The organism is Williamsia deligens, from assembly GCF_024171765.1.
GTDB classification, from domain to species: domain Bacteria; phylum Actinomycetota; class Actinomycetes; order Mycobacteriales; family Mycobacteriaceae; genus Williamsia_A; species Williamsia_A deligens.
Genome location: NZ_JAMTCI010000001.1, coordinates 2,612,972 through 2,627,499 on the forward strand (window position 1 = coordinate 2,612,972; position 14,528 = coordinate 2,627,499).

Below are 14,528 nucleotides of genomic sequence, written 5' to 3' on the forward strand. Positions count from 1 at the left end.
TTGGTAGTCGGAGGCTCCGACGCACCGCACGGTGACCTGACGTCCGACGACAGGTCCGTCGCGGACGCATCCCCGGTCGCGGGGGTGTTCGAGCTCTCGGCTGCGCAGCGCGGCATCTGGTTCGCGCAGCAGGCCCTCGGCTCGATCCCCATCAACATCGCCGAATACGTCGAACTGACGGGTCCCGTGGACCACGCGGCGTTGACCGCGGCCTGCAACCGGATCGGTCGCGAAGCGGGGTCGGGTTTCCTCCGACTGGTCGACACCGGTGACGTGCCCCGGCAATGGGTCGACGACGCCCGCGACGACACGATCGGGTTCCACGACGTCTCCGGGGAACTGGATCCCCGCGCTGCGGCGCTGGAGTGGATGCGCGCGGACTACAGCCGCCCGCTCGACGTCCTGAGCGACCGACTCACGGTGACCGAGCTCTTCCGCCTCGGCCCCGATCACCATCTCTGGTACTGGCGTGCCCACCACATCGCGATGGACGGTTTCGGCGCCACCGCGATGCTGGCGCGCGCGTCGGAGATCTACCGAGCGCTCGTCGAGGGCCGCGAACCCGCACCGTGGAAGGGCGCGACGCTCGAGGAGATCGTCGACAGCGAGCGCGCCTACCGGGCGTCGTCCCGGTTCGACAAGGACCGCGAGTACTGGTCGGAGCGCAACGAGGGTCTGCCGGCGGCGTCGTCGCTGGCGTCACGGCGGGAACCGCCGGGGGAGTACTCACGGCTGGCATCGGTGGAGCTCTCCGGTCGCGTCGCCGACCTCGTCGACGCCGCGGCCGCCGAGGCGGCGGGCAGCCCGGCACCCGCGGTGATCGCAGCGTTCTCGGTGTATCTCGGCCGCATGCTCGACACCGAGGACGTGGTGCTCTCGCTGCCGGTCTCGGCACGCAACACCGCGAAGCTGCGCTCGGCGGCGGGGATGGTGTCGAACATCGTGCCGCTGCGCGTCGACGTGCCCGCCGACGCGCCCGTGGGATCGATCCTCGTCGACACCCAGACCGCCCTGACCGGTGCGCTGCGACGCCAGCTGTACCGCCACGAGGACATGCGACGGGATCTCGGCCAGGGGACCGGCGAGCGGGGACTGTTCGGCCCGTCGGTCAACCTGATGATGTTCCAGTCGCAACTCGACCTGGGGGCCGCCACCGGGTCGGTCCACGTCCTCACGACGGGGCCCGTCGAGGACCTGGCGGTCAACATCTACCCGGGTGCCGCCGGACATCGCCTGCGCATCGATCTCGAGGCCAACCCGCGGCTGTACGACGACGACGACCTCGCCGAGCACCTCGACCGCTTCGTCGGTGTCCTCGAGGCCTTCCTCGGCGCGGATCGCGACGCCCCCGTCGGCGACATCCCCGTCGGGTCCGCCGAGGAGATCGACACCGCCGTCCGCCGGTGGAACGAGACCGCCCACGAGGTCGCCGACGACGTCCTCCCCGCGATCCGTCAGGCACAGTCGGCCGCGACTCCCGACGCGCCCGCCCTCTGGGTCGGCGACGTCGAGCTGACCCACCGCGAGTTCTCGGCCCGCGTCGCGCGGCTGGCGCGGCACCTGATCGACATCGGCGTCGGTCCCGACGTCCACGTCGCGGTCGCCCTGCGGCGCTCCGTCGAGATGATGGTGGCCGTCCACGCGGTCGTCGAGGCCGGTGGCGCCTACGTCCCGATCGACCTCGACAGCCCGTCGGACCGCGTCGCCGCCGTCCTCACCGGTGCCCGGCCGGCGGCCGTGCTCACCACGTCCGCCGACGGGTTCGTCCTCCCGGGCGAACTCGACTCCCCGCCATCGGTTCTCGAGCTCGACGGGCTCGACCTGTCCGCACTCTCGGACGTTCCGGTGACCGACGCCGACCGCCTGAGCCCGCTGCGACCGGACCACACGGCCTACGTCATCTACACCTCGGGCTCCACCGGTCGACCCAAGGGTGTGGCCGTCGCCCACCGCGCCATCGTGAACCGGCTGCGATGGATGCAGGCGCAGTACCCGCTGGCCGGCGACGACGTGGTGATGCAGAAGACGCCCATCACCTTCGACGTGTCGGTGTGGGAACTCTTCTGGCCCCTGCAGGTCGGGGCCGCTGTCGTCGTCGCTGCGCCCGACGGCCACCGCGACCCGGAGTACCTCGCGCAACTCATCGCCGACCGCGGTGTCACCACCATCCACTTCGTCCCGTCGATGCTGGCGCTCTTCGTCGAGTCGGCGCCCGCCGCGTCGCTGACCTCGCTGCGGCGTGTGTTCGCCAGCGGTGAGGCGCTGACCCCGACGGTCGCGGCGCGCCTCTCCGCACTCACCGACGCCGGGCTGCACAACCTCTACGGCCCGACCGAGGCCGCCGTCGACGTCACGCACCACACCGTCGAGCCCGCGGCCGACACCCACACCGTCCCGATCGGTCGACCGGTGTGGAACACGACGGTCCACGTGCTGGACCGGGCCCTGCGCCCGACGGTCGTCGGGGCCGTCGGCGAGCTGTACCTCGGCGGCGTGCAGTTGGCGCGCGCCTACGTCGGGGATCCCGCACAGACGGCGGGCAGGTTCGTGGCCGCACCCTCCGGCGCCCGCATGTACCGGACCGGCGACCTCGTGCGGTGGACCCGCGCCGGCGAGTTGGAGTACGTCGGCCGCAGCGACTTCCAGGTGAAGGTCCGCGGGCTGCGGATCGAGCTCGGCGAGATCGAGGCGGCTGTCCTCTCCGATCCCGCGGTCCGCGAGACCGTCGTGACCGTCCACGAGAGCTCGCAGGGACAGCGGCTGGTCGCCTACGTGACCGCGACGGCGGGCCGGTCGATCGACACCGCGACGGTGGTCGCCGGTGTGCGGGCGCGTGTGCCGGGCTACATGGTCCCCGACGCCGTCGTCGTCCTCGACGCGATGCCCCTCGGTGCCAGTGGCAAGGTCGATCGCAAACGTCTCCCGGCGCCGGACTTCTCGGCCCATGCGGCGCCGTTCCGCGCGCCGGTGACCGACACCGAACGCGCCCTCGTCGGCGTGATCGAGGACCTGCTGGGCCGCACCGGCGTCGGCCTCGACGACTCGTTCTTCGGACTCGGCGGCGACAGCATCATGTCGATCCAGCTGGTCAGCCGCGCCCGTGCACTCGGGCTGCGTTTCACCTCGCGACAGGTGTTCGAACACAAGACGATCGGCGACCTCGCCGCCGCGGTGCAGTCCGAGGTGGAGGTCGCCGAGGAGCTCCCGGGCGGCGGTGTCGGCCCGGTCGACGCGACCCCGATCCTGCTGCGGCTGGCCGAGGATCCCGCCGCGGTCGGGCCGGTCTCGCAGTCCATCGAGGTCACCGCGCCCGACGCCCTCGACCGTGGCGTCCTCGCGTCCGCGCTGCGTGCCGTCGCCGACCGCCACGACGTCCTGCGGTCCCGCCTGATCGTCGCCGACGGTCTGCGGCATGTCGTCGACCCGGTCGGGTCCGGCGAGATCGTGCTGAGCGACCTGACGATCACCGCGCCGATGGACTCGCCCGCGTGGGTGGACGCCGTGGACGCAGCGGTGCAGCGTGCCACCGACGACCTCGACCCCGCGTCCGGCCGCATGGTCGAGGTCCTCCTCGTCAGCGCGAGCACCGACGCCGACGCGCCGGTCGCCCGACTCGTGCTCGTCCTGCACCACCTCGTCGTCGACGGCGTGTCGTGGCGGATCCTGTTGCCGGACCTGGCGATCGCGTACGCGCAGCTCGCCGCCGGCGCCGAGTCGGTGGACCTGCCGGCCGTGGGGACGTCGATGCGTCGCTGGGCCCGTGGTCTCCGGGACCTCGCGACGACCGCGGAGGTCCGCGGCGAACTCGACCGGTGGCGCCGCATCGTCGGCGACGCCGACAGCGACGGGCTCGACCTCGCCGTCGACCCGGCACGCGACACGGTCGCCACGGTGCGCCGCCAGGAGCTGCGCCTGTCGCCGGAGCTGACCGAGACGCTGCTGACGCGGATCCCGCAGGCGTTCCACGGCGGTGTCAACGACGGGCTCCTCGCGGCGCTCGCGCTGGCCGTCACGCGGTGGCGCGCCGACAGCGACTCGCCGACCTCGCGCTTCCTGGTCGAGCTCGAGGGTCACGGCCGCGAGGAGGAACTCCTCGCCGGTTCGGACCTGTCGCGGACAGTCGGCTGGTTCACCACGGCATACCCTGTGGCACTGGACGTCTCGGGCGTCGGTCTCGACGCCGCGCTCGCCGGCGGGACCGCGGCCGGGGACGCGGTCAAGACCGTCAAGGAGCAACTCGCGTCGATCCCGCGCCGCGGCGTGGGGTTCGGCCTGCTGCGGTACCTGGACCCGCAGGCCCGCGAGATCCTCGACGCCACCCCGCCGTCGATCGGGTTCAACTACCTGGGCCGGCTCGCCGGTGCCGGCGCCGACGGGCCCTGGGTCCCCGCGGGCGCCGCGGCGCTGCGGGGTACCCGCGGTGCCGACGTGGCCGTGCGCCACGCCGTCGACATCACCGCGACCGTCGTCGACACCCGCGAGGGACCGCGGTTGTCGGCGGCGATCGACCACCCGGCCGGTGCGGTGTCGGGGGAGTCGGTCGACACCCTGGTGGACCTGTGGCAGCAGGCGCTGGAGAGCATCGCGCGTCACGCCGCCTCCGCCGACGCCGGCGGTCTCACCCCCTCCGACCTCGACCTCGTGCGCGTCACCCAGCGCGACATCGACGTGTTCGAGGCGCGGTACGCCCCGCTCGACGACGTGTGGCCGTTGGCACCCCTGCAGTCGGGCCTGCTGTTCCACGCGGAGCTGTCCGTCGGATCGGTGGACCTCTACACGACGCAGCTCGTCCTGGAGACGACCGGCGTCGACGCCGACCGGATGGGTCGGGCCGCGCAGGCGCTCGTCGACCGCCACGCCTCCCTGCGGACCGCGTTCGTGACCACCGTCGACGGCACGCCGGTGCAGGTGGTCACCGACGACGTGACGGTCCCGTTCGTGGTGGAGGACGTGTCGACGCACGCCGATCCGGAGCGGGCCGCGGCCGACATCGCGCGGGCGGCGCGGGTCGAGCCGTTCGACATGACCGCACCGCCGCTGCTGCGGTTCACACTCATCCACCTCGGTGACGACCGGCACCGTCTGATCTCGACGAACCACCACATCCTGCTCGACGGGTGGTCGCTGCCGCTGTTCGCCGCCGACCTCGTCACGCTGTACGCGACCGACGGTGGCGCCGAGATCGCGCCGCCGCCGTCGTACCGGTCCTACCTGTCCTGGCTGGTGTCGCAGGATCGGGGCGCGTCGATTGCGGCGTGGGAGTCGGCGATGGCCGGCCTCGACGAGCCGACCCTGGTCGCCGCGGACGCCACGGCATCCGACGACGGGGTGTCCGACCAGGTCGAGGTGACCGTCGACGACTCCGTGTACGCGGGTCTCACGGCGTGCGCGCAGGCCGCGGGGATCACCTTCAACACCGTCCTGCAGGTGGCGTGGGCGCTGGTCGTCTCGCGTCTGACCGGGCGGTCGGACGTCGTGTTCGGGACGACGGTCTCCGGGCGACCGCCGGAGGTGTCCGGCATCGAGACGATGCTCGGACTGTTCATCAACACCCTGCCGGTCCGCGTGACGATGCACGACGGGGACGACCTCGACGCACTGCTCAAGCGGGTGGCGGAGGAACAGGCCGACCTCCTCGACCACCACACGGTCGGGTTGGCCGACATCACCGCCGCGACCGGCCTGGACATCCTCTTCGACACGATGATGGTCTACGAGTCGTACCCCCTCGACCGGGATGCGTTGTCGCAGTCGACATCCGTCGCGGGGATGTCGGTGACCGACGCCGACGTCGTCGACGCCACGCACTACCCGCTGACCGTCATCGCGCTCACCGACCCGTCGCTGCGCCTGTCGGTGAAGTACCTCCCGTCGATGATCGCGCCGGACCGCGCGCGGTCGGTGCTGGACATGCTGGTGCGGGTCCTCGGCCGGATCGCGCAGGAGCCGCGGGCGCGGGTCGTCGACGTCGACGTCCTCTCCGACGACGACCGCGCGGAACTGCTGTCGCGCAACGGAACCGGCGAGGTGCCGGCGCCCCGTCCGCTCGCGGACCTGCTCGCCGACGCTGCGGCGCAGGGTGCGGGCCGCGTGGCCGTCGAGTCCCCGGACGCCTCCATCACCTACGACGACCTCGACGACCGGTCGACGAGGCTGGCGCGGCTGCTCATCGCCCGGGGGATCGGCCCCGAGCAGGTCGTGGCGCTGGGCATGGGCCGGTCCGTCGAGTTCATGGTCGGACTCTGGGCGGTCGCGAAGACCGGAGCGGCCTACCTCCCCGTCGACATGCGGTACCCGACCGAGCGCGTCGAACACATGCTCACCGATTCGCATGCGGTGTACGGCATCTCGACGCGACAGTGGGCGCAGGCGCGGCCGGGGACGGTCGAGTGGCTCGACCTCGACGACCCGTCGACCGAGGACGCCCTCGCCGCGCAGTCGACCGCGCCGGTCACCGACACCGACCGCGTCGCACCGCTGACGGCGGCGCACCTCGCCTACATGATCTACACCTCGGGCACCACCGGTGTCCCGAAGGGTGTCGCGGTGACCCATGGTGGTCTCGCGGCACTCATGGCCGAGCAGTCGGACCGGTTTGTCCTCACGAGCGCCTCGCGCACACTGCATTTCGCCTCGCCGAGCTTCGACGCCTCGGTGCTGGAGGTGCTGCTGGCCCTCGCGCACGGGTCCACCATGGTCATCGCGCCGACCGAGGTCTACGGCGGTGCCGAACTGCACGACCTGTTGGCGAACCACCGGGTGACCCACGCGTTCGTCACCCCCGCCGCGCTGGCGTCGGTCGACCCGGACGGTCTCGACGACCTCGAGTCCGTCGTCGTCGGCGGCGAGGCCTGCCCCCCGGAGCTCGTCGCACGCTGGGCCGTGGGGCGCCGCATGTTCAACGGCTACGGGCCCACGGAGGCGACCTGTTTCGCCGACATCGCCGGACCCATGGTCCCCGGCGACGCGATCACGATCGGCCGTTCGGTGCGCGGGTTGACGTCGATGATCCTCGACCGCCGCCTGCAGCCCGTGCCGCCGGGTGTCGACGGTGAGCTGTACCTCGCGGGCCCCGCGTTGGCGCGCGGCTACCACGACCGGCCCGGCCTGACCGCGGACCGGTTCGTCGCGAACCCCCACGGCGCGAACGGGTCCCGCATGTACCGCACCGGTGACGTCGTGCGCTGGGTCCGTGTCGGTGACGACTGGGAGGTCTTCTACGTCGGGCGCAGCGACTTCCAGGTGAAGGTCCGCGGCTTCCGCATCGAGCTCGGCGAGGTCGACGCCGCGGTGGCCGGCCACCCCGACGTGTCGTTCGTGACCACGATCGGCGCCCCGATGCCCGCCGGGACCACGGCACTGGTGTCCTACGTCGTGCCGGTCGCGGGCGCGCAGGTCGACCCGGCCGCGATCCGCGACCACGTCGCGCGCAGCCTGCCGTCCCACATGGTGCCGAGCCTGGTCATCGGTCTCGACGAGATCCCGCTGACCCGCACCGGCAAGCTCGACCGGTCCGCGCTGCCCACACCGGATCCCGCGCAGATGGCCGGCGGCGTCGAGGCCGTGGCGCCGCGCACCGCCGTCGAGACGCGTCTGGCGACGATCCTCGCCGACGTCCTGGGTCTGCCCGAGATCGGTGTCACCGACTCCTTCTTCGACCTGGGCGGCAACTCGCTGGTCGCCACCCGGGCCGCGGCGCGACTCTCGGCCGAGTACGGGCGGCGGGTCGCCGTCCGCGAGATCTTCGACCACCCGACCGTCGAGTCGCTCGCGACCGTGGTCGACGGCGACACGCCGTCCGAGGTCGTCTCCGGCCCCGACCTGGCGCCCGGCCGCGCCGGCGACCGACCGGTCCTGTCGTTGGCGCAGCAGGCCATGTGGCTGGTCAACCGTCTCGACCCAGCGTCGCCCGCATACAACGTCGTGCTGCCGTTGCGGCTCTCGGGTGACCTGGACGTCACCGCCCTCGAGGCGGCGCTCACCGACGTCGTCGAGCGGCACGAGTCGCTGCGCACGATATTCCCCGACTCCGCGGACGGGCCCTGGCAGAAGGTGCTCACGGTCGCCGAGGCGGGTGTCGCCCTCGAGGTGCAGGACGTCGCGGCCGACGACCAGCTCGCCGATGCGGTGGGGTTCGCCGGTCGGGGATTCGACGTCACCGAGGCCGTCCCGCTGCGTGCGCGACTGCTGCGGGACGGGTCCGAGCACCTGCTCGTCGTGGTCCTGCACCACATCCTCGCCGACGGCGCGTCGCTGGCTCCGCTCGCCCGGGATCTGGTGTCCGCCTACGTCGCCCGTGCCGCGGGCACGGCTCCGGCCTTCGAGCCGCTGCCGGTCCAGTACGTCGACTTCGCCCACTGGCAGCGCGAGACCCTGGGCTCGCTGCAGGACCCCGCCTCGCCGGTGGCCCAGCACCTCGAGCACTGGCGCACGGCGCTCGCCGGGGCACCGGACGCGATCGAACTGCCACTGGACCGTCCGCGGCCGGCGCAGCGGAGCACGCGTCCCGGCCTCGTGCCGGTCCGGATCGGTGCCGAGGTGGTCGATCGACTCGACGCCCTCGCGCACCGCACGAACACCTCGATGTTCATGGTCGTCCACGCCGTCCTGGCGACCCTGCTGGCCCGACTGTCGGCCGCCGACGACATCGTGGTCGGCACACCCGTCGCAGGGCGGGGCCACCCGGACCTCGACGACCTCGTGGGCATGTTCGTCAACTCCGTCGCCCTGCGCACCCCGATCGACCCCGGCGAGTCCTTCGACGCGTTGCTGACGCGTGTGCGCGACATCGACCTCGACGCGTTCGCCCACGACGACGTGCCGTTCGAGAACGTGGTGGGCGCCGTCGTCGCGCGCCGGGTCACGTCGCACTCGCCGATCTACCAGGTGCAGTTGACCTACGAGAACAACGAGCCCGCCCGGGTGGAGCTGCCGGGCCTCGAGGTCTCGGTGGCCGCCGACGACACCATCCTCGGCGCCAAGTTCGACCTCACCCTCGTGATCGGGGAGAAGCCGGGCCCCGACGGCCGCACCGAGCTGTCCGGCCACCTCAACTTCCCCGTCGACGTGTTCGACGCCCCCTCGGTGGAGAACATCGCGGAGCGGCTCGTGGCGGTGGCCACGGCGGTCGCCGACGACCCCGCGGTGGCCGTCGGCGACATCGACATCCTGCTCGAGTCCGAACGTCTCGACGCGGCACCGGCCGCCGACACGGTCAGCGTCCCCGCCCCGACGGCCGACGACCTGCCAGCGATGCTCGCCGCCGCCGTCGACGTCGCCCCCGACGCCCTCGTCCTCGAACGCGACGGATCCCGGGTCACCTTCGCGGAGTTGCACGAGCGCTTCGACCAGCTCTTCGGGCCGATGTCCCAGCGCGGCATGGACGCCGAGGCGATCGCGTCCATCGCACTCACCGGCCTCGCCCCCCTCGTCGCAGCCGCACCGGAGGGGTTCACGGCCGTCCTCGACGACGTCATCGCCCGGACCGCGGCGACGGTCACCGGTGTCGATCTCGCCGCCTACGCGCGCACCGACACCGCGGTCGTCGAGCGCGGCGCGCCGGCCGCCACCGCGACCGTGGAGCCGTGGACCGGCACCCCGCTGTCGGCGTGGGCACAGCGGGTGGTCGAGGACCCGTCGGCCCTCGCGGTCCGTGGCCCCGAGGGGGAACTGACCCGCGCCGAGCTGGACTCGGCGGCGAACCGACTCGCGCGCGAGCTGATCACCCACGGCGTCGGACCCGACGACGTGGTCGGTGTCCTCACCCCGCGCTCGGTGAACTGGGTCGTCGCGCTCCTCGCGTCGTGGAAGGCAGGTGCCTCGTACCTGCCGCTCGACCCGCACGCACCGGCGGAGCGGGCCCTGTCGGTCCTGGGCGACACCGGGTCGACCGTGGTGGTCTCCGTCGCCGACGAGACGACGCCCGACTACCGCACCGGCCTCGCCGACGCCGGGATCGGTCTGATCGCGCTCGGCGACCCCGAGACCGACCGGCGGCTGCAGGCCCACGACGACAGCCCGCTGCCGGACCGGTGGACCGAACCGGGGGCGATGGACCGCCTCGCCTACGTCATCACCACGTCGGGGTCGACGGGCAAGCCGAAGCCGACACTCGTCAACGCCCGCGGCATCCACAACATGTACGCCTGGTACCGCACGGCGATCGTCCTGCGGAAGGGTGCGGGCGTCCTGGTGGCCCAGTCACCCCGGTTCGACTCGACCCAGAAGAACATCTGGAACACGTTGGCCTACGGGTGTTTCATCCGGGTCGTGTCGGAGGGCTTCGACCCCGACGAGGTGGTCGCGGTCCTGCGCGACGAGGACATCTCGCTGCTCAACCTCGCGCCGAGCGCCTACGAACTGCTCGTCGAGATGGACCCCGACGCGACGATCGCCTCCATCGACACCGCCGTCGCCGGTGGCGAGTACAGCCTGCCCGCCGTCTACCGGACCATGCTGGGGACGAAGACCCGCCTGCTGTGCACCTACGGTCCGACGGAGACCGCGGCCACCTCGTCGGCCGTCGCCTACGACCTCGAGGCCTACGACCCGCCGCCCCCGGGCGAGGTGCGCGACATCGGTCCGATCCCGATGGGGCCCACCATCCCCAACGTGCGGCACGTCGTGCTGGACAACCGACTCCGTCCCGTCCCCGTCGGTGTGGTCGGCGAGCTGTACATCGCCGGTGTCGCGCCGGCTCGCGGCTACGGCGGGATGTTCGGCCTGACCGCATCGCGGTTCGTCGCCGACCCCTGGGGCCCGCCCGGTGCGCGGATGTACCGCTCGGGCGACCTCGTCCGACGTCTCGCCGGCGGGGACACCCAGTTCGTGGGTCGCTCCGACTTCCAGGTGAAGGTGCGCGGCCTGCGCATCGAACTCGGCGAGATCGAGTCGGCGCTGACCGACATCGACGGCATCCGTCAGTCGCTGGTCGTGGCGCACGGCGAGGCCTCCCGGGCACGGCTGGCCGCCTACGTGGTCGGCGAGCACGGGCCGGACGCGGTCTCGGTCGACGACGTCCGCCGCAGGCTGGCCGCGCGTCTGCCGGACTACATGGTCCCCGAGGCGATCATGGTGCTCGAGGCGTTCCCACTGAGCGTGTCGGGCAAGACCGACCGGAAAGCGTTGCCCGAACCCGACTTCGGCGCAGCGGACGACGCGGAGTCGTTCGTCGCACCGCGCACCCCGCTGGAGGAGGTCGTCGCCGGTCTCTTCGCCGACGCCGTCGACGCCGAGCGGGTCGGTGTCACCACGTCCTTCTTCGAGCTCGGCGGCAACTCGTTGAGCGCGGTGCGCCTGGCGTCCCGGCTGTCCGAGACGCTCGGGGTGTCCATCCGGCTGCGGACGCTCTTCGAGGAGCCGACGGTCGAGCAGATCGCGCAGGTCGTGGAACGTGCACGCTCGGCCGACGGGACGGCGTCGGACGGCGCCGCGAGCGACGACGTCGCGCCGGTGCAGTTCCCCGGACCGGTCGTCGACCGCCCCGACCGCATCCCGCTGTCGCTCGCGCAGCAGCGCCTGTGGTTCATCAACAGCTACGACACCACCTCCGGCGCCTACAACATCCCGATGACGTTGCTGCTCACCGGCGACCTCGACATCGACGCGCTCAGTGCGGCGCTCGTCGACCTGGTGGACCGCCAGCAGACGCTGCGCACCATCTACCCCGGCGGACCCCAGGGCCCGCACCAGGTGGTCGTCCCCACCATCGACGCACTGCCGCCGGTGCGCGTGGACGACGTGCGCTCGGACGAGGTGTGGGAACGCCTGCGCGAGTTCGCGACACCGGGATTCGACGTCGCGACCACGGTCCCGGTCCGCACCGCGCTGTGGCGGCTGTCCGACGGTGACGGGTCCGGACCCGCCAAGCACCTCCTGGTGTTCGTCGTGCACCACATCGCCTCCGACGGACTGTCCATGCGTCCGTTGATGACCGATCTGCTCACCGCCTACCAGGCGCGCCTGCACGGCGGGTCACCGCAGTGGACGCCGCTGTCGGCGCACTACGTCGACTTCGCGATCTGGCAGTCGGAGACCTTCGGCGACACCGCGGACGAGGACTCCCCGGCACGGCGGCAGCTCGAGTTCTGGCGCCACACCCTCGCCGGGTCACCGGAACTCACCGGGCTCGCGACCGACCGGCCGCGCGCCGGCTCGCGGTCCGGTGTCGGTGCGACACACCCGTTCTTCATCGAGCCGGAGTTGCACGCCCGCCTCGTGACGCTGTCCAACGCGACCGGTGTCTCGCGGTTCATGTTGCTGCACACCGCACTCGCCGTCCTGCTCGCCCGCCTGAGCAACGAGACCGACATCGTGATCGGGTCGCCGATCGACGGTCGCGGCAGCGAGCAGCTCGACGGCATCGTCGGCATGTTCGTCAACACCCTGGCCCTGCGCACGGAGATCTCCGAGGGCGCCACGGTCCGCGAACTGCTCACCGACATCCGACGCCGTGACCTCGAGGCGTTCGCCCACAGCGACGTGCCCTTCGAGCAGGTCGTCGACGCCATCGCGCCGACCCGGACGTCCCTGCACACACCGCTGTTCCAGGTGGTGCTCAGCGTCAACGGCTCGAACCGCATGACGATCGACCTCGACGGGCTCCGGGTGGACCCGGGCGCGATCGACACGAACTACAGCAAGTTCGACCTCACCTTCGACCTCACCGAGAACGTCGACGCCGCGGGCGCGCCCGCCGGCATCGCCGGGTTCCTCGGGTACGCGGTCGACATCTTCGACACGTCCACCGTCGAGGCGCACGCCCGTCGCCTCGTGCGCATCCTCGACGGGATGGCGCAGGATCCGGACGCGGTCGCCTGGGAGATCCCGCTGCTCGACGCGACCGAGCGCGCGGACCTGTTGCCCGTCCGGGGTCCGGAGACCGACGCCACCGGGACCCTCGACGACCTGCTGGTCGCGGCGGCCGCGATCGACCCCGATCAGGTCGCCGTGATCGACGGCGAGGTGAGCATCACCTACCGCGACCTCGACCGACGTGCCGCGCAGATCGCGCGGGCGGTGATCGCGCGCGGCCACGGGGCCGAGGACGTCGTCGCCCTCGGGATCACCCGGAGCATCGCCTCGGTGCTCGCCGTGTGGGGTGTCACGCGCAGCGGCGCGGCGTTCGTCCCCGTCGACCCCACCTACCCGGCGGATCGCGTGGAGCACATGCTCGTCGACTCGCGTGCGGTCCTCGGCATCACCACCGCCGACGACGTCGCGAGGCTGCCCGACGTCGTCGAGTGGCTCGTCATCGACGGCCCGGAGATCTCCGCGCTGCCCGACGGGCCCGTCGCTGCCGACGAGCGCGTCCGTCCGGTGCGCCCCGACAGCTGCGCGTACATCATCTACACCTCGGGGACCACCGGTAAGCCCAAGGGCGTGGAGGTCATGCACTCCGGCCTCGCGCCGTTCTCCGCCGAGCAGATCGACCGGTACGGCCTGACACCGCAGGCCCGGGTGATGCACTTCGCGTCCCCGTCGTTCGACGCGTCGGTGCTGGAACTGCTCATGGCCACCGGTGCCGGGTCGACGATGGTCATCGTGCCGCCGGGGACCTACGGCGGCGACGATCTGCGGCAGGTCCTCGCCCGCCACCGCGTGACCCACGGCTTCATCACGCCGGCCGCGCTGGCGTCGGTGGACCCCGACGGTCTCGACGACTTCACGCACTTCTCCGTCGGCGGTGAGGCGGTGCCCACCGACCTCATCGCGCGCTGGGCGCCGGGTCGCTCGGTCCTGATCGGGTACGGCCCCACCGAGACGACCATCATGGCGACGATCACCGACCCGCTCGAGGCCGGTGACCGTTACACGATCGGGTCGCTCGTCCGGGGGGCGTCCGCGGTCGTGCTGGACGCGCGCCTGCGTCCCGCCCCGATCGGCGTGCCCGGCGACCTCTACGTCGCCGGCCCCGGCGTCGCCCGCGGCTACCGCGACCGTCCCGGTCTCACGGCGGAACGGTTCGTCGCCGACCCCTACGGGCCGCCTGGCGGCCTGATGTACCGGACCGGCGACGTCGTGCGGTGGAGCCGGGTCGAGAAGGCCGACGGTACGACCACACTCGAACCGATCTACGTCGGACGCTCCGACCACCAGGTGAAGGTGCGCGGCTTCCGCATCGAGCTCGGCGAGATCGAGTCCGTCCTCGGCGCCCACCCCGCCGTCGACTACGCCTACGTGCTCGGGGTGACCGGGCCGACGGGTGACACCGCGCTCGCGGCATACGTGCAGCCGTCCCCGGGGTCGACGATCGACGCCCGCGACCTCGCCGACCACGCGGGCCAGACGCTGCCCAAGCACATGGTCCCCGCCGCGATCACCATCGTCGCGTCGTTGCCGCTCACCCCGGTCGGCAAGATCGACCGTCGCGCCCTGCCGGCGCCGGAGTTCCTCGGCGCGGCACGGGAGTACAAGCCGCCGCGTACGCCGATGGAGCGGATCGTCGCCGCCGCCTACACCGAGGTGCTCGGGGGCGAGCAGATCGGCGCCGACGACACCTTCTTCGACCTCGGCGGCAACTCGCTGGC

At 72.3% G+C, this 14,528-nt stretch carries 1 protein-coding gene (cut by a window edge); it reads left to right on the forward strand.

The features are described 5' to 3' along the window. Nucleotides 1-14,528, forward strand: partial view of a non-ribosomal peptide synthase/polyketide synthase gene (locus LX14_RS12260; RefSeq protein ID WP_253647464.1) — the 5' end (the start) only. 19,537 nt of this gene lie beyond the right edge of the window; only the first 14,528 of its 34,065 coding nucleotides appear in the window; it begins with the start codon at nucleotides 1-3; its stop codon lies off the right edge, out of view.